Here is a 21899-nt window from a genome sequence, read left to right as displayed (position 1 = left end):
CGCTTGACGTGTGAAAGGATGAAACTTGTGAACGAACAACTTTTTACGACAGAACGATTGATTGCGAATTTTAAAGAATATATCCGTCAGAATGAGGCACATCTGACGAAACGACATGCGTTAAACGCCTATTACAAGACGGTAGCAGGATCGATTTTATCGGACCGGATTGCTAAGAATGCGGATCTCATCGTCCGTATGCGCCATCTGGAAGAGGCGTACCAACACGTTGCACAAGAAGGGCGATGAAACAGGTGAACTTAGCCGATATCCGAAAGCATTACGTAGATTCTGAAGAACGTTTACCTCGTCATGCGGCAGCTGTACTCGTTCCGTTAGTTGAACAGAATGGCGAAGTCTATTTGTTATTTCAAGTACGAGCTAAGACATTACGTTCGCAACCAGGTGAAATCGCTTTTCCAGGTGGTCGGATCGATGGCGGTGAATTACCGAAAGCAGCGGCTGTCCGCGAAACGGTTGAAGAATTAAATGTCAGTGCTTCTGAAATCGAAGTGATTGGAACGCTTGAACCACTCGTGACACCGAACCGGTCGATCATTTATCCGTATCTTGGTATTCTCCATGCGACAGACTTTAATCCTTCGCCGGCTGAAGTCGATCATGTGTTTCTTGTGTCATTAACGGAATTGATGACTTCAAAGCCGATTAAAGGAGATATGGAGTGGCGGATTCGCCCTGGTAAGGAAGTGCCGACCGAACGAATGGCGAATCGAGAAGCCTATCTGGATCGTACGTATACAGTCACGGAGCATTTTTATGAGCACGGGGACTATCTGATTTGGGGACTAACTGCTAAAATCTTGCGCCAGTTCTTAGCTCAATTGACGCGTGACTAGCTTTTTCGGTCGTTATTTTATATGATTAACTGTAATTGAACGTGTCAGGAGATGAGTAAAATGGAAGAAACAGAAGAGTTATTCGATTATATCGTTGGCGATATGGTAAAAACGAAAGAAGGCTGGGTGGCGGAAGTAACGGCAGTATTGACAAATACGGTCGTTGGTGATGTATCCCACACGAAAAACTTTGAGGCACTCGGCTTAGAGTTTGAAAAACAAGTTTTATTAAAGTCAGAGATTGAATTGCTAGAGCGCAAAACGAAATAATACATGAAAGCACACCACATAATTGGTTTGCTCAGACTTAAGACAAAGCGTAATTTTTCTCTTAACGAGAAAGATTGCGCTTTTTTGTTCATCTCGAATCGTTTTCCTGGGACAAGCATTGCGCCGCTTCACTTCGTTGCAGGGTCGCTCCTGCTTGTTTTTCCCTAGGAAGCGATTTCGATTGAACAAAACGCTTCTCGCCTCTTTCTTTCGGTATAAAAAAGTAGAAACGAAGAAGGAGGAAGACTTCCCATAATGGGTAAAAGAGATCACCATCATCGATTAAAACATACCACCATCATATTGGAACAACTGGTTCCGCAGGACCACCTTGTTTGCAAACTCAGCACACCACATAATTGGTGTGTTTTTTTATGTTCATCCAGCGGACTGAATAATAATGAAATCCTACATTCTTTTGATTTTTGAAGAATTGGACAAAATGACTGAAAACATCGAAAAGATACATTTATTACAAAAAAGTAACAAAGACTAATTCGTAACAGAACGGTTACAAAATATAAAAACGTTGATACACAACGATTGAGAGCGTTTTTTGTAAGCGTGTAACCATTTCGTTACTTTTTGACAGATATATTTCAATTCATAGTGTTCGCTTTTCAAACTATTTGTCACCATGATACGTTGTGCGGGTCGTAAAACGGCGAGAAAGGTTGGCATCAACATGAAACGAACATCATTCCTTTTATCCCTTTGTTTAACGGGATTCATATTTATTCTTTTGCCGCATCATGAAGCATCGGCAGCACAAATCGGGATCGGTACGGAGAAGACGATCGTACAAAATCCATTAGAGATGAAACGTCAAGCTGCTCAAGAAAAGCGTGAACAAGCAGAGGCGAAAAAACAAGCGCGTCTAAAAGCCTTGGCTAAGCAAAAAGCAGAAGCAGAGCAAAAAGCAAAAGCAGCACAAGAAGCCAAAAAGGAAGCACGACAGGTAAAGAAACAAAGTCGAACGCAAGCAAACGCTGACCGTTCCACAAAACGTACGGAAACGTTTGAGACGACAGCGTATACGACGAATCCAGAAAACAATGGAAGCCGTTTGTATAATGGTCGCGCCTTAACGGCATCGGGTTATGACGTCACGAATACGATTACATACGAAGGACGTCGCATCGTTGCTGTCGATCCATCGGTCGTACCGCTTGGAACTAAGGTACATGTAGAAGGTTTCGGCGATGCGATTGCGCTCGATACAGGTGGTGCGATTCGCGGGAAAATCATGGATCTTCTTGTCGGTTCAAAACAAGAAGCTTTAGAATGGGGTCGCCGTCAAGTCACGGTGACGTTCGAATAAGAGAAGTTTACGGTTAGGCGGTGGATAGTTTCCATCGTCTTTTTGTTTTGATGAAGAATAAAATAACGATCTGTTCGATGATGGATTTAGAAAACAGGGGAAAGAGTAGACGGAATAGGTTTTAGAATGTCCAAGAAAGGGGAATTTTACAAAGATAATAAACCGGGAAACGAGGGATGGTTCGTGATTGAATTCAAGGATGTCGGCAAAACGTATGCAGACGGAACAAAGGCAGTGCAACACGTGAATTTTACGGTTGAACAAGGCGAGATTTTTTGTTTGATCGGTCCTTCAGGGTGCGGTAAAACAACGACGATGAAAATGGTCAATCGATTGATTGATCATACGGAAGGACAAATTTGGATCGATGGTGAACCGATCATGTCGATCAATGAGCATGAACTTCGACGGCGAATTGGCTATGTCTTACAACAGATCGCTCTCTTTCCACACATGACGATTGAGGAAAACGTCAGCGTCGTGCCTGAGTTATTGAAGTGGAAAAAGGAGAAAGTAGTACAACGAGTCGATGAATTATTTCGGTTGACTGGGTTAAACACATCACTTAAGAAAAAATATCCAAGTGAACTCTCTGGTGGACAGCAACAACGTGTCGGTGTCATGCGGGCACTCGCAGCAGAACAAGACGTCATCTTGATGGACGAACCATTTTCTGCTCTTGATCCCATTTCACGTGAGCAATTACAAAATGATTTGTTGCATCTAAACGAAGAGCTTGGTAAAACAATTTTATTTGTCACGCACGATATGAACGAAGCGTTGAAACTAGGCAGTCGCATCTGTCTGATGAACGCTGGAGAGATCGCTTTCATCGGTACGAAGGAAGAGGTACTAGCCAGTAACGATCCATTCGTTCAAGAGTTCATGCGTCAAGTCAGGGGGAGTGTCGAATGAATGGATTGATCGAAACGTATCAAGACCGGAAGACTGAATTGCTTCAAGCGCTAATCGAGCATATTCAATTATCGGTCATCTCCTTGCTCATTGCCTGTGTAATCGCTATTCCGCTTGGGATTTACTTATCACGTAACAAACGTCTGAGTGAGTGGTCGATTGGTGTAACCTCTGTCATCCAGACGATTCCATCACTCGCGTTACTCGGTCTGATGATACCACTTGTCGGGATCGGTACAGTCCCGTCCATTATTGCACTTGTCTTATATTCCTTATTACCAATCGTTCGTAATACCTACACGGGTCTTGCCGAAGTCGATCCTTCGATCAAGGAAGCAGCACGAGCGTGTGGGATGACCCCGATGCAAAGTCTTTGGAAAGTCGAACTCCCGTTGGCTTTGCCTGTCATGATGGCTGGGATTCGAACAGCAATGGTACTGATCATTGGTACAGCAACGATTGCTGCCTTGATTGGTGCTGGGGGATTAGGCTCGATCATTCTCCTCGGGATTGACCGCAATGATAACTATCTATTATTGCTGGGTGCGATTCCAGCAGCACTCCTCGCACTTTTATTTGATGGATTGTTACGTCAAACGGAAGTAGCGACACGTAAACGACAAACAGCACGTCTCGTGACGGCAGTCGTCTTGATGGTCGCGATCGTCGCCGCACCATTTGCGTTCGGGCGTAGTGAACGACCAGATCTCGTCGTCGCCGGAAAACTAGGTGTAGAACCGGAAATTTTAATGAATATGTATAAGATTGTCATCGAAGATGAAACGGATTTGACGGTACAAGTCAAACCAAACTTCGGGAAGACGACGTTTGTCTACAAGGCACTCGAGTCAGGTGATATCGATGCGTATCCAGAGTTCACAGGAACGGTGCTCGCTAGTTTGACGAATGAAAAACCGAAGTCGAATGATGCAAAAGAAGTGTACGAACAAGCAAAAGCCGGTCTTGAAAAACAAGATTTAGCCTTGCTACCACCGATGAACTATAACAATACCTATGCTGTAGCTGTTCCAAAGAAATTAGCAGAACGCTACGATTTGAAGACGATCTCTGATTTAAAACAGGTCGCGAATCAGTTGACGGCTGGATTCACGTTAGAATTTAAGGATCGACAGGATGGGTATAAAGGGATTCAAGATAAATATGATGTCAATTTCCAGAAGGTCGTCACGATGGAGCCGAAATTGCGTTATAAAGCAATCGAATCAGGGGAAATCGATGTCATTGATGCCTATTCGACAGATCCGGAGATTGCGAAATACGACATGGTCGTCTTAAAAGATGATCAGCAACTATTCCCTCCATACGAAGGAGCTCCTCTTCTGCGACAAGAGACGATCGAGGAGTATCCAGAAGTAAAACAAGCACTTGAGCAATTGTCAGGTAAAATTTCAGATGAAGAGATGTCAAAAATGAATGAAGCTGTCGCATACGGCGGGAAGACGGCGAATGAGGTCGCTCGTGATTACCTGAAGAAGGAAGGCGTCATTCAATGAAACTTTTACTGATCAGTAACCCGACAGCTGGGACAAACGGCACGGGGTTACTTGGAGAAGTCATCGAACCATTAAGTATATTATTCGATGAAATCGTCATCAAGAATACGAAGCAAGCTGGAGATGCGATGCAATTTGCGGAAGATTCGTCCGCATTTGATGCGGTCGTCGTCATCGGCGGAGATGGGACGGTTTTCGAGACAATCAACGGGGTCGCAAAACTGGATGATCGCCCGATACTTGGCATCATTCCTGGAGGGACCTGTAACGACTTCGCTCGAACGCTTGGTTTACCGATGGCTCCTCGGCTTGCTGCGGAAGCAATCGCGATGCAACACGTTGTTCAGGTCGATCTTGGACAAGTCGAAAATAGCTATTTCTTGAATTTCCTTGGTGTCGGTCTTGTCGCAGAGGCATCGATTGGCATCGATACAGAAGAAAAAGCGCGTCTCGGGAAGATGGGATATTATCTATCGACGATTCGCTCAAGTCTAGAAGCACAACCCTTCGAATATGAACTGATTTTAGATGAAGGTCGTCACATGACCGGCGAAGCAGTTCTCATTCTGGCGGCAAACGGAGAATCACTCGGTGGAATCGAGACGAACTTATCAGATGGAGCCTATAATGACGGGAAACTTGATTTAGTGATCGTCGATGAAGTAAACTTGACAACCATTCGAGATGTGATTCTTCAAAAAATTGGTCTTGCCAATGATCCTTCCTTTACACATATCTTGACGAGTGGTTTTCAGCTGAAAACAAAAGATGCAAAAGTCATTGATACAGATGGTGAGAAAGCCATCCATACGCCGGTTACAGTTAAAGTGTTGCCGGAGTACCTGCGCATGTATGGAGGCACACAATAATAAAGTACGAATGAAGAGAAGGTCGTCATAAAAAACGACCTTCTTTTTTATATTTCAGTACATATATGCGGTTATGCTTTGACGCTTTAAAGAAAATATTTGATAAAGGATGACTTTCACAGATTCTTTCTGTACAATGAAAAAGTATTTTGAAAAGGAGGTGGAGCACCATGAAAGGAAACGCATGGGCTTCAAAAGTTGGATTTATTTTAGCAGCAGCGGGATCCGCCATTGGTCTGGGGGCCATCTGGAAATTCCCGTACACGACTGGAACGAACGGAGGAGGCGCGTTTTTACTCTTGTTCCTTGTGTTTACCTTATTACTTGGACTGCCTGTTTTAATTGCCGAGTTTTTAATCGGTCGTACGAGTGGAAAAACAGCACTTCAAGCGTTCTCGGCACTTGGTCATAAGAAGTTCACATTCATTGGTGTACTTGGTGTCATCGCCTGTTTCTTGTTGCTCTCTTTCTACAGCGTCATCGGAGGATGGGTCTTGATTTATACCATTCTTGGTTTCACAGGTCGCCTGACGACGATGGACAGTGGTGCGCTTGGTGAATTGTTCGGAACGATTTCCGCCTCACCGTTATATGTCATTTCAGAGCAATTGATTTTCCTCGCTTTGACATGTTGGATCGTCTTACGTGGTGTTCAATCCGGTATTGAAAAAATGAGTAAAATCATGATGCCATTATTATTCGTGTGCTTCATCATCCTTGTCGTTCGATCATTGACACTTGATGGTGCAATGGAAGGTGTTAAATTCTTCATACAGCCTGATTTTTCGGTCCTCAACCGAACTTCTGTCCTGAGTGCGCTTGGCCAAGCGTTCTTCTCCTTATCGCTCGGTGTATCGGCGATGCTGACGTATGCTTCCTACATGAAGGAACGTGGCGAGATTAATCGTTCCGCCGCATGGATCGTCGCGATGAATGTCGCGGTCTCATTATTAGCTGGATTCGCGATTTTCCCAGCTGTTTTTGCTTCGGGTCTTGACCCTGCAGAAGGACCGGCATTGCTTTTCATCGTATTGCCGACTGTTTTCAGTCAGATCCAGTTTGGCTCGTTGTTCTTGACACTGTTCTTCCTTCTATTTGCTTTCGCATCGATCACTTCATCGATCGCTATGCTTGAGGTCGTTGTTGCTTCATTAACGGATCGTAAGGAAAATGCGACATCGCGTGATAAAAAGCGGACGACATGGCTTGCGACACTTGCGATTGCGATCGTCGGAATTCCGTCCGCACTCTCGTTCGGTATGTTGAGTGATGCTCAATTCATGGGGAAAACGTTCTTTGACAGCGTTGATTTCCTTGTCTCGAATATTTTAATGCCGATTGGTGCTTTACTGATTTCGATTTTTGCTGGGTACAAGCTCGATCGTACTCTTGTCGAACAGGAACTCGTGACGAGTCCATTCATGAAAAAAATCGTACCTGTGTGGCGTGTGAGTGTTTGTTACTTGAGTCCGATCGCGATTTTGATCATCCTTGTATGGCCATTATTCGGATAATTGATCACTTTTTTAGGGTAGTCGACAATTTTGTCGACTACCTTATTTGTTGTCAAAAGAATCATGCGAAAGAAAGAACGGATAGTTCATTCTTCGGTCTGATGCGATATTTTTAAAAGTATGTTGAAATATAAATACACGAGGCGTAACATTTCGGAAAAACGGGAAACTTTTTGTTAGACGTTACGTAATGTTAAAATAAAGACACGTAAACCTGATAGAAGAATCAGTACGAAGGAAGAGGGGATGACATGAAGTCTTCATGGTGGATATTTGGTTCCATCGGTATGATGTTCGTATTTCTACAATTGGCCGATACGTTCAACTTCTCGGGAATCTTCATCGCTCTTGGTTTGTGGTTCATTTGGAGCGGTTATCGAACAAAACCAGGTCGACGATATCGGACAGAACGGAAATCGACCGAAATTAAGCGAAAAAATGTGAAAAAGAAATTACTACTTGATGACGAAGACGAGTTCGTCGGAAGTGTCATTTTAAAACCGGAACGGGCGACACGCCGATTTGAAGAGACGGATGATTTAGAACTTCAAGTATTGCAACGGACGATCGAAGAAGGATTCACAAAAATCCAGACGTACGATCAAATTGTTCCCTCCATTCGAGATGGTGAAATCAGAAGTGAGATGCGAATCGTTTCGCGTGAAGCACATGTCTTGTTCGAAGAGTTATATGAAAGTCCGCGCGACGTCAAAAAAGTTCGGGACTTCTTTACGTTCTACCTGGATTCCTTATTGTCAATTTCAGAAAAATATGCCGATTTGGAACGCCGTGGTGCTCAAGTTCAATTGGATACGAAAAATCAATTGATTTCGAACTTGAAAATGATCGGACAAAAATTAAAGCAACAACAAACCTTGTTGCTTGAAGGGGATACCGTTGATTTAGAACGGGAACTCTTGACGATTGAAAAGGTGTTGACGCAAGAGACTGAACAACGAAAACAGGAGGAGAGTTACCGACATGACCCATTCTGATAAAGATACATGGCAACAATGGCCTGATGAGCAAGATCAACCGACGATTTCTGATCCGTCGGTCGATCTGAATGTAGCAGAGACACCACCGAAAATGCCTGTGCAACCAGTAGAAGAGATGATTCCTTCAGATGTTCCGTCAGAACAACGACAAAAGATTGAACGTCTACTGCAGGTGATTGATCTTCAAAAAACGGATGCCGTCATGCAATTCGGGGCGCCCGTCCAGCGTGAACTATCCCAATTCTCTGATCAAGTCTTAAGTGAAGTGAAGATGAAGGACGGCGGGGAAGCAGGAAAATTGCTGAGTGACTTAATGCAACGTGTCCGCCAAATGGACCCAGATACACTCCAAGAAAAAAAGAGCTTCTGGTCGAACGTACCGGTCATTGGTCGGGCGAAGAAAAAAGCGGAGACGTACTTCTTACAATACGAGAAGATGAGTGCGTATCTAGAAGAAGTCGTACACAATCTTGATCGATCAAAATTTGGATTGATGAAGGACATCACGTTACTCGATCAAATGTATCAAAAGAACAAGCGCTATTTTGAAGAATTAAACGTCTATATTGCGGCTGGTGAGACGAAAATCGCTCACGTTCGCCAACATGAAATCGAACCGTTACGAACAGAAGTTGAAGTATCGCGGGATCAAACGAAGTTACAGGAATTGAATGACTTGATTCAATTGACGGATCGTTTTGAAAAGAAAATCCATGATTTAAAATTATCCCGAACGATTAGCTTGCAGATGGCACCGCAAATTCGTGTCATTCAACAAAATAACCAAATTCTAGCGGAAAAAATTGAATCAGCAGTCGTCAATACGATTCCACTTTGGAAGAACCAAGTTGTCCTATCTTTGAGTCTGTCGCGTCAAAAAGCAGCGCTTGAAATGCAGAAGGATGTCACCAATACGACGAACCAGTTACTTGAGCAAAATTCGAAGTTGCTGAAGGAATCGTCGATTGAAATTGCGGAAGAAAACGAAAAAGGTATCGTATCCGTTGAATCGTTAAAAGTGGCGCACCAAAACTTGATCGAGACACTGGATGAGACATTACGCATCCAACAAGAAGGAAAACAAAAGCGCCGCGACGCAGAGCATGAACTAGAGCGAATGGAGAATGAATTGAAACAAAAAGTCATCGAAGTCGCCTCAAAAAGCAGAGAATTACCGAATCGACCATACTAAGGAACACGACATTTCGTGTTCCTTTCCTTCATGAAAGGAGAGTTTGAATGAATAATGAAGAGAAGCAGTTGAAATGGGATACGACATGGTTATTATTCGCACGGATGATGGCAGACCGTCATTCAAAATGTGCCTCAAAATCCGTTGCCTGTGTCATCGTCAAAGATGAAAAGCCGATTTCAATCGGAATAAACGGAACACCTAGTCAGCATGTGAATTGCAACGAAATTTACTTAAAGCAAGATGGTATTCTCTATACATCGCGTCCTGACCACCCGATTGTTGAAGAATTGATTGAACGAAACGGGATTCTCTTTTATCGGTGCGAAAATCAGGAAGAACACCATGAATGGTCGAAGCAACATGAGATTCATGCTGAAATCAACGCGCTCGGTAAGCTAGCAGCTGATTCGACGAGCGCTCGTCATGCAACAGCTTATGTCACACATAGTCCGTGTCATGCGTGTAGTTTAGCGCTCATCGCTTCTAAAATCGATCGTGTCGTTTATTCGACAGGTTATGAATATGGGGACGGATTGAATCTCATGCGACAAAGTGGAATCGAAGTCATCCACTTGCCACTCGCAAACGAATATTTTCTTGAAAAAATTTAACGAAAAAGGGTTGTAAACGCTTCCATTGCATTGTATGATGAAATCAAGCATTGCCATGGTAATTATTCACTCTTCCATTCGGACTGATTTTCAATCGAAAATCGGTCCACTTTTTTTTAGAAAAGAATTGACAGACCTTGAATAGTTTGGCATGATGACTATAGAATATGACGAAGCGGAACGCCGCATTTTCATACAAAACCAATCAAGGAGCTGGAATGCCAGGTCGTTGAATGAAAAATCCTGACTCACATGAGTCAGGATTTTTTTTATGGATGAACAAGTGTCGCTTCCTTGAGGCGTTTAGCACGGATTGCACATTTTGTGGCGACCGCACCTGAAAGGATCGTCATGAATCGCTGACAGAGGATGTCTGGTTGCGATTGATGTAAGAATAGTTGATGTAATAGTCGGTTGAATGCGGCGTCTAGCGAAGACAAGTGCCGTTTGATTGCAGTGGGAGACATATCTTGAATTTCTTCTGCTTGATAGCCGGCATCACTTTGGAAAGCAGAGAGGATGAGAAGCTCTGTTTGCGCATCAGCCAACGTTAGCCCTTGTTCTTGGACATAATGACAAGCTTCACGCAATTCATGAATCAACAAATGTTCCAAAGCATATGACGTATGCATTTGATATGGATCGTACAACTGGACAGCTTGCCGAATTTGATCGCGGGTCACGATTTCGGATACCGTCCATTGATCGAGTGTGCCAACAGCTTCACTGTATAGTTGAGTAAGTGGTCGAATCATCGTTTCTCCTCCTTAAGCATAAAATGGACTTCCAGTTTCATCATAATTCATTTAGAAAACGCTTACAATATCTGTTTGCTAGTAGTCGTGATGAAATCGTGTCTGCTATGATATGAGTGAAGAAAAAGGAGTGAGATGACGTGATTCAATTATTCAAAGCACTTCCGGAAGTGACGATGCCTTCTTATGAAAATGATACTTTTTCCATCCATCAATCGAATCAACCGATTGGACTTTCGATAGAGACGCTTGTTTCGGGTGAACGAATCGAAGAAGTTTTACTCGTTGCCTCGGGTGAAATCCGCACAGGTCAAACCGGACGAGAATGGCTGCAGTTCACGTTCAATTCGCCCGCTGGATCTTGTAAGGGGAAACAGTGGATCAATCAAGGAACGGCAGAAGAAGCACTTCGTCCATATCTCGAAACACGAATCGTTCGGGTCGAGGCAAAGGTAGAGGAATATCCGCCGCAATCCGGAAACAAGTCATTGACCGTTCAGCGCGTCACTCCGATTCATGACGCCTCACCGACGCAGTTCCTACCACAATTACCAGCAGATGAATCGCTTGAAACGTATCGTGATCAGTTGCTTGGACTAGTCGGTCAACTTGATTCTCCTTACCAAGAAATCGCGCTCTCGATTCTGCGACAGTACTGGGCGGATTTTTCAACACGACCGGCTGCGCTGTTTCATCACCATGCCTATATCGGTGGTTTGCTGAAACATACTGCTTGTATGATGACGATTGGTCGAGGAATTTGTGATAGTGAACAACCATACTTGATGCTACTCAAATGTATTCAAGAAGCAGAAGCCGATCATAAAAATGAACTCTTCCAAGCAGCTGAACGAGAGATACGTCAATTTTCTTGGGATGACAGTTTTGATGCCCTCTATCAAGCGGCAAAAGGGATTGCTCTGTTAGATCAACGACCGAATCCGAATGAGTTGTTGCTCGGTATTTTATTGCACGACATCGGAAAGCTATGGGAGTATACGCATGCGGGTGCATCGACAGATCGTTTTTCAAGACTGTTGCACGTAACAGAAGAAGAGGAAGAACTGGCAGGTATTGCGCTTGATCCGGACGGTGTATTGATGGGTCATATGCCATATGGTTGTTTTGTTCTCGAACAAGCACTTCGAGAAGAAGATATCCGATTACCGCGTGCTGTTTATCACCGTCTCATGCATATGGTATTATCACACCATGGTAAACGCGAGTGGGGATCAAGTGTTACGCCGCAAACGACAGATGCTTGGTATCTTCATGCGATTGATCTACTCGATGCACGAAAAGAAAAATGGCGTCAGCAACAAGGACGCTAAGGAGTGAAATCATGCAAGACAAAATACGTACGACCGTCATTACTGGTTTTTTAGGTGCCGGTAAAACTACGCTACTCAATCATCTCGTTTCTCAACCGACAGAAAAGTTTGCCTTGCTCGTCAATGAAGTAGGTTCTGTTCATATTGATGAAGCATTGATTGAACGAAGTGACGAAGAGATGATCGAATTGACGAATGGCTGCATTTGTTGTTCGATTCGCGGTGATTTACGGGATGCGTTGCTACGGATCGCAAAACGCCGTCGAGATGGGGAGTTATCGTTTGATCGATTATTGATTGAGACGACAGGCGTTGCTGATCCAGGGCCGATTCTACAGACATTCTACTTTGAGCCGGCTGTTGAACAGTCCTATCAGATTTCAAGTGTCGTTACGGTCATCGATGCGTATCACTTGGAACGTCAACTGACGTTCCAAGAAAATGTGAAACAAATCGGCTTTGCTGACGTCCTGATCTTGAATAAAATGGATTTGATTGACGAGTCAAAGCGCGAAACGTTGTCCGCTTTACTTCGCGAACGAAATCCTTCTGCAGCTATCATTGAAACGGAACAGGCTCAACTTGAATCGGACCGACTGTTTGAAACGTTCCATTTTCCAAAAGAAGAGCAAGTACGACTCAGTCAACAAACGGATCAGATTCATCAATCGGTTGAGGATTTCACGGCATTGACGATTGTCGAGGAACGACCCTTGAACCGAAATCGATTTGGAATGGTCCTACGTGAGGTGTTAGAAGCGTATGCAGAAGATCTCTATCGCTATAAAGGAATCATTCATTTTGCAGATACGGATCGAAAGGTCATTTTACAAGGTACTGGCATGATTTATGGCACAGCAATCAGAGAACCATTTAGCGAACAACCAAAGACGACGCTCGTCTTCATTGGGAAAGGGCTAGATGAACAAGCGATACGAAAAGGAATCGAGGCGGCAATTGAACATGGTTGAACTTTATTTTGACGGTACGGTCCGTCCTTCAAATGATGAAGCGGCGGTTGGGCTTTTCAGTAAAAATTCCGAGGGCGAAGTCACGGAAAAAATGTATCAAATTCAAGCGATCAATAATCATGAAGCAGAATTTATTGCTTTTGCGAAAGCCGTCGAATGGGCGCACGAACTGATTGCACAAGGCGAGAGCGTCATTTCGTTTCGGACGGATTCAGAAGCCGTTGCACTCGCGGTCGAACGCGAATTCGTCAAGAACAAACGAACGCAGACGATTTTTGATCCTGCCTTTGCACGTTATCAACTCTTACCACTCGCTTTCGTGAAGTGGATTCCACGGTCGGAGAACAAAGCAGATCGTGTCGCACGAGAGGCGTTACGATTATACGAAGCATGATTGACGACAAACACCCCTATCCTCACGGTAGGGGTGTTTGTTCATGTTCGATGCGCTCGATCAGAATTTGGTCGACGCGTCGTCCGTCTAAATCAACGACTTCAAACCGGTACGGTCCAATTTCGACAGTACTCCCACGGGAGGGGACATCACCTAACGTATATAGAATCAAACCAGCAACCGTATGATAGGCGTTCAACTGTTCACCGGGTAAGTCTTCTGTATAACCGAGCGTCCGCTTTAAATCATCGATGTGCAATAGACCATCCGCTAGGAAGGAGCCATCCTTTCGCATGACGAGTTCCGGTTCTTCCTCAACGCTTGAAATTTCGCCAACGAATGCTTCGAGGATGTCAAATAAGGTGATCATGCCGAGGAAACCACCGTATTCATCAAGAACAAAGGCGATTGATACCGTCTCTTTGCGCATCCGTTCAAGCAAAACGGTTGCTTTTAATTGACGGGGAACGATCAGTGGTGATTGAATCAGTCGTTCAAGTTCTTGAACAGGTCGTTCCGTTGATAGCACCTCTTTCGCATCGATGAAACCGACGAAGTGATCCAAGTCACCATGACCAACCGGTAAGTTTCGATGTCGCGCTTGCCGGAGCTCTTGTAAGATCGTATCGGAGTCATCCGCTAAGTCAATCCATTCGGTAACGGTACGCGGCTCCATCAGTTCGTAAGCGTACAAATCATGAAAATCAAACACACGAGAGACTTGCTCCGCTTCAGACCGATTGAAGGTTCCCTCTTGCGTACCACGAATCAGTAATTGCCGGACTTCGTCTTCCGTCTCGTCTTCTGTTTGCAGGCGATCCAGACCAATCAAACGGAAGATGGAACTCGTCGACTTACTTAGAACCCAAATGAATGGTCGAAGCACAATCGAGAAAAAACGCATCGGTGGGGCAAGCCACATCGTGACCCGTTCTGGACTGACAAGGGCGACACGCTTAGGAACGAGTTCACCGATGACGAGTGAAATATAGGTGATGATCGTTACGACTAGAATATAGCCGATCGTACTGGCATAAGGCGCGAGCCACGCGAATTGAGCAAGCCACTTGATGACCGGTCCTGAGAGAGCGGCACCACCAAAGGCACCATTGACGATGCCGATTAACGTGATGCCGACTTGAACAGTCGATAACAGATCGGTTGGTCGATCAAGTAACTCTAACGCAACATGGGCTGACTTTTTGCCATCATTCGCTGCTTTCTCTAATTTCGACCGTTTTGAGGAAAGCAAAGCGAGTTCGGTCATCGCAAAAATACCGTTTGCTAGAATCAAAAGCAGTACAATCGTTAAGTTAATCAACCACATGAAATCTTCACTCCTTTTTCGATAATAAACTATTCCCCAAAACTGTCTCTCTCATTCCCATTCTGTCTACTTTTGCGTTAAACTAAAAGAGAAATAATCAAAAGGGGGAATTTGTTTATGGAATACCGTGTAGAACGTGACACGATGGGGGAAATTCGTGTACCAGAAGCGCAGGAATGGGGCGCACAAACACAACGTAGTCTAGAAAACTTTAAGATCGGAACGGAAAAAATGCCGATTGAAGTCATTCGTGCCTTTGCAGTCCTGAAAAAAGGAGCGGCGCTTGCGAACCGCGACTTAGGCGTGCTTGAGGCAGAAAAAGCGGGTGTCATCGCTGAAGTATGTGACGAGATCATCGCGGGGAAATTCGATGATGAGTTTCCGCTTGTCGTTTGGCAAACGGGTTCAGGTACACAGTCAAATATGAACGTCAACGAAGTGATCGCTCGGGTCGCGACACGCAAGTTGAAAGAACAAGGCAGTGAGACGACGATTCATCCGAATGATGACGTCAACAAATCACAAAGTTCAAATGATACATATCCGACAGCGATGCATTTAGCGGCGAAGACAGTCTTGTTGGAATCACTATTCCCAGCAATCGATGCTTTGCATGCGACACTTGACGAAAAAGCGAACACGTTTGCAGATATCGTCAAGATCGGACGGACACACTTGCAAGATGCTACACCCATCACACTCGGTCAAGAAATCAGCGGTTGGGTCCGGATGCTTGCACTTTCGAAGCAAATGATCGAACGGACGCTTGATCCGTTAACGGAATTAGCAATCGGCGGTACGGCTGTTGGAACGGGCATCAACGCACATCCTGAGTTCGGTGATTTGGCTGCGCAAAAGATGAGTGAAGAAACGGGATATGAATTCACGAGTGCGGAAAACAAATTCCACGCCCTAACAAGCCACGATCAACTCGTCTTTACGCATGGTGCGGTCAAAGCGTTAGCGATGGACGCGATGAAGATCGCAAACGACGTTCGCTGGCTCGCATCAGGTCCACGAGCAGGGATCGGCGAAATCACGATTCCAGAAAATGAGCCGGGAAGCTCAATCATGCCTGGGAAAGTCAATCCGACTCAAAGTGAAGCGTTGACGATGGTCGCTGCGCAAGTCCTTGGAAACGATGCGACGATTGGTTTTGCTGCAAGTCAAGGAAACTTCGAACTAAACGTCTTCAAGCCGGTCATCATGTATAACTTCATACAATCCGTTCGCTTACTGACAGACGCCTTGCATTCGTTCAATGACCACTGTGCGATCGGAATCGAACCAGAACAGTCCGTCATCACTGAGAACGTCGAACGTTCGTTGATGCTCGTCACTGCACTCAACCCGCACATTGGATATGAGAATGCGGCGAAAATTGCAAAGGCAGCGCATCAATCCGGGTCAACCTTAAAAGAAGCAGCACTTGCGACTGGTCTACTAACAGAAGAACAATATGATCAATGGATCGTACCAGCAGATATGGTCCGTCCGAACTTAAAAGCGTGAGTTGAAAAAGCGGGGGAATTCCCTCGCTTTCTCTTTATCCGAGGACGGTTCTTCGGATGTATGGAAAGAGAGGGGATTGGATGGAACGGAGTCGAAAACGGATAGAAAAACAACTGCAACAGACGATCATCATGGTGGAGACGTTACTTCGGATGCCGACCGTGCCACGGACAGAATTGCTCGCATTAGCAAGCTGGCTTGAAGGGCTCGGGAGAGAGGAACTGTTTAAAGGACTTGCCGATCAAGTGAGTCGGGAAAAAGCGACGTGGGAACAAATGAATGCGGTCATCACTCAGCCGATCGTTAAAGAATTACTGCGGCCAATCGTCGATCAGTTGTCTGAACGCTCACGCGCCAATCGGATTCGAAAAGAATTGGTCGTCACTGTGACAAGACGTTTTCTTGAGAATATCAAATGGAAGAAATCGCTCGAACAGGAGCGCTATATGTCACGATTCTTCAGTTCGGTGGAAGACACGTTGTCGATATCACATGATATTGCTATGGATGCTGTCATCATCGACCATGCATCTATCGCGGAATCCTTAGAGTTGACTCAAAAACTGATCAAACAAATGGAGTCAGCATTCGTTCCCGTCATCATCGTAGGTCCGAACCGGTCTGACATTCGTCAAGTCAGCTATGAGATGGGAGCTGATGACTACTGGGATGAGACAGTGACGAATGAAGAACGACATGTTCGTCTAGCGAGACTATTACGAAAATTAAGGGTCGTATCTTCGACGATCTTGGTCGATGAACTGACGGGAGCTTATAACCGGAAATACCTCCAAAGTGCCTATGATCGTCGCGTAGCACGTCTCGAACGTGAACAGCGGACATTTGGGTTAGCGATTTTTGATATCGATCATTTTAAGCGGATCAATGATTTACATGGACATCCAACGGGGGATTTGGTCCTCTCCGAACTAGCTACCGTCGTTCAACAAGCCGCTCGTCTCGATGATGAATTCATTCGTTTCGGTGGTGAGGAATTCATCTTATTGTTTTCAGCAGAAACAGTACCGCAAGCAGTTGCGAGTATGAATAAAATTCGCGAGCGTGTCGAGCGCCATATTTTTGCGAACGGATTAAAAGTAACAGTTTCGATTGGTCTCTCCTTTGCTTTTGATCTCCACACATCCCTGGCGCAAGCAACAGCAGAGGCAGATGAAGCTCTATATCAAGCGAAACGTAATGGTCGTAATCAAGTGGTGTCCTATTCGACAGCGATATCGATCGAAAAAATACCAGTCTATATCCGTGTCGAGGAAGGATTCCTTAAACAGGTACATACGCTTGATATGCCGGATCATCCGAAATACCATATTGAGGTGATTCCGCTAGATGATCAACGGACGTCGCCAATACAATTGGCGATTCTTTCACTCGATCAGTTAGCAAGCGAGAACTTTGTACGATTAGAGGAGTGGAGACAACAACGGGAATCGATCATTGATGCTTTGGTCGTGACAGATCAAGAAGACGATCGTTTAGCCAAGGCGTTATCATGCGGTGCGACAGACTATATCATGACCTCACAGATCGATTCTGATATGGAGGAATGGATTGCTGAATGGATCATGCAAATTCCTTAAAAAAAACAGCCACATTTGTCCGTCATACGGAGCAATGTGGCTGTTTTTTAGTTACTGATCATATCGACGAATGATGAACGGATAATCGTTTCCCTCGACCGCATCATAATGTGTTTCGGAAGTAATCTGAAATGAAGATGGGATTTCGGGATAATGTACATCTCCAGAAAGAACCGTATCAATTTCAGTGACATACAGGCGGCGAGCAAGAGGAAGCGTTTGAGCAAACAACTCTCCACCACCAATCAAAAAGACTTCTTCTTCTGAATCGACGTATGGTTGTAAAGCAGATAGATCATGCCATACCGTTACACCTTCGGCTGCAAACGTCTGATCGCGCGTAATGACGATGTTCTCTCGACCGGGCAACGGTCGTCCGATGGATTCGAACGTCTTTCGTCCCATGATGATCGGTTTGCCAATCGTCGTACGTTTGAAGTGAGCTAAATCAGCTGGAAGGTGCCAAGGCATCGCATTGTCACGACCGATGACATGATTTTTTGTATACGCTACGATATGTGTGATCATACGGCTACCACACCTTTAATGTGCGGATCAGGATCATAGCCTTCAATGATGATGTCTTCGAAGCGGAAGTCTTCGATACGATCGACTGTTCGAGCGAAGCGCAGCGTCGGTAATTTTTTCGGGGTACGCGTCAACTGAAGATTAACTTGTTCAATATGATTTGAATAGATATGAGCGTCACCGAGCGTATGAACGAAGTCACCAACCTCAAGTCCACACACATGAGCAATCATATGTGTCAGTAACGCATAAGATGCAATATTAAATGGTACGCCTAGGAAAACATCAGCTGAACGTTGATACAATTGGCATGATAGTTTTCCGTCAGCGACATAAAATTGGAACAAGAGATGACAAGGTGGTAACGCCATCTCATCAACTTGTCCAGGATTCCAAGCACTGACGATCAAACGACGAGAATCCGGATTCGTTTTGATCTGTTCAATGACTTGTGCCAGCTGATCGACCGTCGTGCCATTTGGACGTGGAAAAGAGCGCCATTGTGCTCCGTAAACAGGACCTAGATCTCCGTTCTCATCTGCCCATTCGTTCCAAATCCGCACACCATTTTCCTGTAGATAACGAATATTCGTATCACCCGAGATGAACCAAATCAACTCATGGATGATCGACTTCATATGTAACTTTTTCGTCGTAATGAGAGGAAAGCCATCTTGAAGGGAGAAGCGCATTTGGTGACCAAACACGCTGAGTGTTCCCGTTCCCGTCCGGTCTTCCTTTTTTGTTCCGTGTTCCAAAATGTGTTCGCAAAGTGCATGATATTGTTCCATCGGATGACATCTCCTTTTCGAAAAATCCAAATTTCATTGTAACATAAATTAAGATTTTGAGGATGTCGGTAAATGTCTTGCGAATAGATAACGAAATAAGCCAAAGAGCGGAATCACGTCTTGCCACTCTAATGATTGTGCATTCCGAACACGAATGCGCCGGAGCAGATAGACTTGCAGAATGTAGAATAATAACAAATCGACGGTCATCGTTCGAACGAATTGATTGGTCTCAAAGTAGATGCGGAATATACTCCAATCAGATCGAGCAAGAGCAATCCAAAGCAATAATGTCGTCACGACGCTAAGTAAGGCGACGACGGTAGGAATCCACCCGCGACGACGAAAAGGAAGAAACGTTTTCCTTGGAATAGCGAGGGCGACATAAGGCATCAACACGAAGGCACCTAAGAAGAACGATCCAATACTTGCGACGAGCGGTCCGGGCCGCATGAATCGTTTCTCATCTAGAAATAGTAAAAAGAAAGCGAACGGATAAATACCGAGTAAGGCAAATAAACTTAACGCGGATGTATCAAATTGACTTTGGTCGAAACGTAAAAACGAAATCAAGAAACCTTCTGGAAAGACACGATTATTTCCAAATAATAAGATGAAGACAATAGCAATCGCCCAGACAAGGAAGAGCAAATATCGACGATACATTTGTCCACACTCCTTTCTCATACCTTTCTTTCCCATCATCTTGGATGTAGTAAACACTTGGATTTCATATTTCATGATATCAAATATGTTAAGGTTCTTGCTTGAGCACCTCTCATGGACATGTTAAGATGACGTTGTGATAATTGAAAGCGCTTTTACAAATTGATGCAATCGTTTGCTCAATATGTAGCACGTTACGTACATAAAAGAGGAGAGTGTTGAGGATGGAACGTAAATGGTGGCATGATAGTGTCGTTTATCAAATTTACCCACGTAGTTATAATGATTCGAATGGGGATGGAATCGGTGACTTGAACGGAATCATCGAAAAGTTGGATTATTTGAAGACACTTGGTATCGACGTCATTTGGCTAAGTCCTGTCTATGATTCACCGAATGACGATAATGGCTATGATATTCGTGATTATGAAGCCATCATGAAGGAATTCGGGACGATGGATGATTTTGATCGTCTTCTAGATGAGGCACATGCACGAGATATCAAAATCGTCATGGACCTCGTCATCAATCATTCGTCAGATGAACATCAGTGGTTCGCGGAGTCGCGTCAAAGCAAGGACAATCCATATCGGGATTATTATATGTGGCGCCCGGCAAATCCAGACGGTTCGCTACCAAACAACTGGGGATCGATTTTCTCTGGACCTGCCTGGGAATATGATGAAACAACGAATGAGTATTACTTACACTTATTCTCGAAGAAGCAGCCTGACTTGAACTGGGAAAATGAGCAGATGCGTCACGATGTGTACGGGATGATTCGTCGTTGGTTGGATCGAGGGATTGATGGTTTCCGAATGGATGTCATCAACTTGATTTCGAAGACACCCGGCTTACCAGATGCGACGGTCCATCCAGGAGCACTGTATGGAGATGGTGGAGAACATTATATCAATGGACCACGTGTCCATGAGTTTTTACACGAGATGAACGAAGCTTCCTTCGGTAAATACGATGTCCTGACAGTCGGTGAGATGCCAGGAGCGACGACGGATGATGCCATCCTTTACACGGATCCGGCACGTAAAGAGGTCAACATGGTCTTTACGTTCGAACATATGGATCTCGATTCAGGTCCGAACGGGAAATGGGACGTCATTCCGTTTGATTTACTCAAACTCAAGCAAAACTTCACAAAATGGCAGACGGCCTTACATGAGACGGGTTGGAACTCGCTCTATTGGAACAACCACGATCAACCCCGCGTCGTCAGTCGATTCGGAAATGACACGACGTACCGCGTCGAGTCAGCTAAAATGCTTGCTACATTATTGCATTTGTTAAAAGGGACGCCATATATCTATCAAGGCGAGGAAATCGGCATGACGAACGTCGCTTTTGAAGACATTGCGGACTATGAAGATATCGAAATTCGGAACATGTGGAAAGAACGTACGGAACAAGGAGCATCACCGGCTGAACTACTACGTTCCATCCATGTCAAAGGACGTGACAATGCGCGGACACCGATGCAGTGGGATGCGTCGGAGAACGCTGGTTTCTCAACGGGAACACCATGGTTGAAGGTCAATCCGAACTATCCGGAAATCAACGTCGAACAGGCGCTTGCAGATGAGCAATCCATCTTTTATTACTATCAACAGTTGATTCGTCTACGACATGACCATGAGCTCGTCGTCTATGGTCGCTATGAACTCTTACTCGAAGATCATCCAGAAGTATACGCCTACTCACGAACGCTTGAAGGGGAGACATGGTATGTCTACTGTTCGTTTGCGGATCATGATGTGAATATTCCGTCTACGCATGATACGTCAGACCGCGTCATCGGAAACTATGATGGGGCCGTTGTTACCGACGAACTCACACTTCGACCTTATGAGGCCATCGTCTTCCGTACGTTTGAAGGTTGATTCATCTAGGCATAAAACAGAGGGCTGACTCAAAAAAAGAATGACGCGTCTTTTCACGCCCCTTTCT

The 21899-nt window shown here is 44.7% G+C and carries 22 protein-coding genes; 17 read left to right on the top strand and 5 right to left on the bottom strand.

Annotation, left to right across the window (positions count from 1 at the left end; all coding sequences use genetic code 11):
- The first annotated feature begins 27 nt into the window (after nucleotides 1–27).
- From yvfG to KNQ03_RS03035, 11 genes are all read left to right on the top strand, one after another.
- Nucleotides 28–249: a protein YvfG gene (gene yvfG / locus KNQ03_RS03085; protein ID WP_023468603.1), complete on the top strand. Its 222-nt coding sequence runs from the start codon at nucleotides 28–30 to the stop codon at nucleotides 247–249.
- The gene (locus KNQ03_RS03080; RefSeq protein ID WP_133207477.1) at nucleotides 246–857 is read left to right on the top strand and encodes an NUDIX hydrolase; all 612 of its coding nucleotides are present in this window, start codon (nucleotides 246–248) and stop codon (nucleotides 855–857) included. Before yvfG ends, KNQ03_RS03080 begins: the two co-directional genes overlap by 4 nt.
- Nucleotides 858–917: 60 nt before the next feature.
- On the top strand, nucleotides 918–1127 hold the full coding sequence (locus tag KNQ03_RS03075) for a hypothetical protein (RefSeq protein WP_023468601.1): 210 nt from the start codon (nucleotides 918–920) through the stop codon (nucleotides 1125–1127).
- Between the two features lie 685 nt (nucleotides 1128–1812).
- Nucleotides 1813–2448, top strand: coding sequence for a 3D domain-containing protein (locus KNQ03_RS03070; protein ID WP_251140230.1), 636 nt, complete (start codon nucleotides 1813–1815; stop codon nucleotides 2446–2448).
- Nucleotides 2449–2631: 183 nt separating this feature from the next.
- Nucleotides 2632–3363, top strand: coding sequence for an ABC transporter ATP-binding protein (locus KNQ03_RS03065; protein WP_050677660.1), 732 nt, complete (start codon nucleotides 2632–2634; stop codon nucleotides 3361–3363).
- Entirely contained in the window at nucleotides 3360–4877 is a 1518-nt protein-coding gene (locus KNQ03_RS03060) for an ABC transporter permease/substrate-binding protein (protein ID WP_214723536.1), read from the top strand. The genes KNQ03_RS03065 and KNQ03_RS03060 overlap by 4 nt, the downstream gene beginning before the upstream one ends.
- Entirely contained in the window at nucleotides 4874–5746 is an 873-nt protein-coding gene (locus KNQ03_RS03055) for a diacylglycerol/lipid kinase family protein (protein ID WP_149427566.1), read from the top strand. Before KNQ03_RS03060 ends, KNQ03_RS03055 begins: the two co-directional genes overlap by 4 nt.
- Nucleotides 5747–5916: 170 nt before the next feature.
- Nucleotides 5917–7260, top strand: a complete 1344-nt coding sequence (locus KNQ03_RS03050) for a sodium-dependent transporter (RefSeq protein WP_214723534.1) — start codon at nucleotides 5917–5919, stop codon at nucleotides 7258–7260.
- 251 nt (nucleotides 7261–7511) lie between these two features.
- Nucleotides 7512–8255: a 5-bromo-4-chloroindolyl phosphate hydrolysis family protein gene (locus KNQ03_RS03045; protein WP_050677413.1), complete on the top strand. Its 744-nt coding sequence runs from the start codon at nucleotides 7512–7514 to the stop codon at nucleotides 8253–8255.
- On the top strand, nucleotides 8242–9450 hold the full coding sequence (locus KNQ03_RS03040; RefSeq protein WP_149427564.1) for a toxic anion resistance protein: 1209 nt from the start codon (nucleotides 8242–8244) through the stop codon (nucleotides 9448–9450). The genes KNQ03_RS03045 and KNQ03_RS03040 overlap by 14 nt, the downstream gene beginning before the upstream one ends.
- 47 nt (nucleotides 9451–9497) lie before the next feature.
- A complete protein-coding gene (locus tag KNQ03_RS03035; protein ID WP_064299687.1) occupies nucleotides 9498–10064 on the top strand; it encodes a deoxycytidylate deaminase in 567 nt (188 codons plus the stop codon).
- Between the two features lie 269 nt (nucleotides 10065–10333).
- Here KNQ03_RS03035 and KNQ03_RS03030 read toward each other — a convergent pair whose 3' ends face one another.
- Nucleotides 10334–10819 (bottom strand): hypothetical protein, encoded by a 486-nt coding sequence (locus KNQ03_RS03030; protein WP_064299688.1) that lies wholly within the window; start codon nucleotides 10817–10819, stop codon nucleotides 10334–10336.
- A gap of 140 nt (nucleotides 10820–10959) precedes the next feature.
- On the opposite strand from KNQ03_RS03030, the gene KNQ03_RS17255 reads away from it, so the two are divergent.
- Genes KNQ03_RS17255 through KNQ03_RS03015 form a run of 3 tightly spaced genes read left to right on the top strand, consistent with a single transcriptional unit; the run spans nucleotide 10960 to nucleotide 13515 of the window.
- Entirely contained in the window at nucleotides 10960–12150 is a 1191-nt protein-coding gene (locus KNQ03_RS17255) for an HD domain-containing protein (RefSeq protein ID WP_214723532.1), read from the top strand.
- Nucleotides 12151–12161: 11 nt separating this feature from the next.
- A complete protein-coding gene (locus KNQ03_RS03020; RefSeq protein ID WP_023468590.1) occupies nucleotides 12162–13121 on the top strand; it encodes a CobW family GTP-binding protein in 960 nt (319 codons plus the stop codon).
- Entirely contained in the window at nucleotides 13114–13515 is a 402-nt protein-coding gene (locus tag KNQ03_RS03015; RefSeq protein WP_064299690.1) for a reverse transcriptase-like protein, read from the top strand. Before KNQ03_RS03020 ends, KNQ03_RS03015 begins: the two co-directional genes overlap by 8 nt.
- Nucleotides 13516–13537: 22 nt before the next feature.
- Here KNQ03_RS03015 and KNQ03_RS03010 read toward each other — a convergent pair whose 3' ends face one another.
- Nucleotides 13538–14842: a hemolysin family protein gene (locus KNQ03_RS03010; RefSeq protein ID WP_055968472.1), complete on the bottom strand. Its 1305-nt coding sequence runs from the start codon at nucleotides 14840–14842 to the stop codon at nucleotides 13538–13540.
- A gap of 117 nt (nucleotides 14843–14959) precedes the next feature.
- Here KNQ03_RS03010 and fumC point away from each other — a divergent pair, with 117 nt between their 5' ends.
- Nucleotides 14960–16354, top strand: coding sequence for a class II fumarate hydratase (gene fumC / locus KNQ03_RS03005; protein ID WP_214723530.1), 1395 nt, complete (start codon nucleotides 14960–14962; stop codon nucleotides 16352–16354).
- A gap of 80 nt (nucleotides 16355–16434) precedes the next feature.
- Nucleotides 16435–17952, top strand: a complete 1518-nt coding sequence (locus KNQ03_RS03000) for a GGDEF domain-containing protein (RefSeq protein WP_214723528.1) — start codon at nucleotides 16435–16437, stop codon at nucleotides 17950–17952.
- Nucleotides 17953–18003: 51 nt separating this feature from the next.
- Here KNQ03_RS03000 and KNQ03_RS02995 read toward each other — a convergent pair whose 3' ends face one another.
- From KNQ03_RS02995 to KNQ03_RS02985, 3 genes are read right to left on the bottom strand one after another with little or no spacing between them, the layout of a single operon-like run.
- The gene (locus KNQ03_RS02995) at nucleotides 18004–18480 is read right to left on the bottom strand and encodes a dihydrofolate reductase (RefSeq protein ID WP_064299692.1); all 477 of its coding nucleotides are present in this window, start codon (nucleotides 18478–18480) and stop codon (nucleotides 18004–18006) included.
- The gene (locus KNQ03_RS02990; RefSeq protein ID WP_214723526.1) at nucleotides 18477–19271 is read right to left on the bottom strand and encodes a thymidylate synthase; all 795 of its coding nucleotides are present in this window, start codon (nucleotides 19269–19271) and stop codon (nucleotides 18477–18479) included. The genes KNQ03_RS02995 and KNQ03_RS02990 overlap by 4 nt, the downstream gene beginning before the upstream one ends.
- Before the next feature lie 48 nt (nucleotides 19272–19319).
- A complete protein-coding gene (locus KNQ03_RS02985; protein WP_064299693.1) occupies nucleotides 19320–19937 on the bottom strand; it encodes a hypothetical protein in 618 nt (205 codons plus the stop codon).
- Nucleotides 19938–20161: 224 nt separating this feature from the next.
- Between KNQ03_RS02985 and KNQ03_RS02980 the strand changes: the two genes are divergently transcribed.
- Nucleotides 20162–21832, top strand: a complete 1671-nt coding sequence (locus tag KNQ03_RS02980; protein ID WP_214723524.1) for a glycoside hydrolase family 13 protein — start codon at nucleotides 20162–20164, stop codon at nucleotides 21830–21832.
- Nucleotides 21833–21899: the final 67 nt, after the last annotated feature.

This window comes from Exiguobacterium sp. s143, assembly GCF_018618895.1.
GTDB classification, from domain to species: domain Bacteria; phylum Bacillota; class Bacilli; order Exiguobacteriales; family Exiguobacteriaceae; genus Exiguobacterium_A; species Exiguobacterium_A abrahamii.
The sequence above is the reverse complement of the archived record's forward strand: the minus strand, read 5'-3'. Positions and strand labels throughout refer to the sequence as shown.

Bases quoted from the DNA above. Each gene is read 5' to 3' on its own strand.
- KNQ03_RS03060 (WP_214723536.1), top strand. From the start codon at position 3,360: ATGAATGGATTGATCGAAACGTATCAAGACCGGAAGACTGAATTGCTT.
- KNQ03_RS03035 (WP_064299687.1), top strand. From the start codon at position 9,498: ATGAATAATGAAGAGAAGCAGTTGAAATGGGATACGACATGGTTATTA.
- KNQ03_RS03040 (WP_149427564.1), top strand. From the start codon at position 8,242: ATGACCCATTCTGATAAAGATACATGGCAACAATGGCCTGATGAGCAA.
- KNQ03_RS03000 (WP_214723528.1), top strand. From the start codon at position 16,435: ATGGAACGGAGTCGAAAACGGATAGAAAAACAACTGCAACAGACGATC.
- KNQ03_RS03075 (WP_023468601.1), top strand. From the start codon at position 918: ATGGAAGAAACAGAAGAGTTATTCGATTATATCGTTGGCGATATGGTA.
- KNQ03_RS03050 (WP_214723534.1), top strand. From the start codon at position 5,917: ATGAAAGGAAACGCATGGGCTTCAAAAGTTGGATTTATTTTAGCAGCA.
- KNQ03_RS03080 (WP_133207477.1), top strand. From the start codon at position 246: ATGAAACAGGTGAACTTAGCCGATATCCGAAAGCATTACGTAGATTCT.
- KNQ03_RS03045 (WP_050677413.1), top strand. From the start codon at position 7,512: ATGAAGTCTTCATGGTGGATATTTGGTTCCATCGGTATGATGTTCGTA.
- KNQ03_RS03020 (WP_023468590.1), top strand. From the start codon at position 12,162: ATGCAAGACAAAATACGTACGACCGTCATTACTGGTTTTTTAGGTGCC.
- KNQ03_RS02995 (WP_064299692.1), bottom strand. From the start codon at position 18,480: ATGATCACACATATCGTAGCGTATACAAAAAATCATGTCATCGGTCGT.
- KNQ03_RS02980 (WP_214723524.1), top strand. From the start codon at position 20,162: ATGGAACGTAAATGGTGGCATGATAGTGTCGTTTATCAAATTTACCCA.
- KNQ03_RS03070 (WP_251140230.1), top strand. From the start codon at position 1,813: ATGAAACGAACATCATTCCTTTTATCCCTTTGTTTAACGGGATTCATA.
- KNQ03_RS02990 (WP_214723526.1), bottom strand. From the start codon at position 19,271: ATGGAACAATATCATGCACTTTGCGAACACATTTTGGAACACGGAACA.
- KNQ03_RS03030 (WP_064299688.1), bottom strand. From the start codon at position 10,819: ATGATTCGACCACTTACTCAACTATACAGTGAAGCTGTTGGCACACTC.
- fumC (WP_214723530.1), top strand. From the start codon at position 14,960: ATGGAATACCGTGTAGAACGTGACACGATGGGGGAAATTCGTGTACCA.
- KNQ03_RS03055 (WP_149427566.1), top strand. From the start codon at position 4,874: ATGAAACTTTTACTGATCAGTAACCCGACAGCTGGGACAAACGGCACG.
- KNQ03_RS03015 (WP_064299690.1), top strand. From the start codon at position 13,114: ATGGTTGAACTTTATTTTGACGGTACGGTCCGTCCTTCAAATGATGAA.
- KNQ03_RS03010 (WP_055968472.1), bottom strand. From the start codon at position 14,842: ATGTGGTTGATTAACTTAACGATTGTACTGCTTTTGATTCTAGCAAAC.
- KNQ03_RS02985 (WP_064299693.1), bottom strand. From the start codon at position 19,937: ATGTATCGTCGATATTTGCTCTTCCTTGTCTGGGCGATTGCTATTGTC.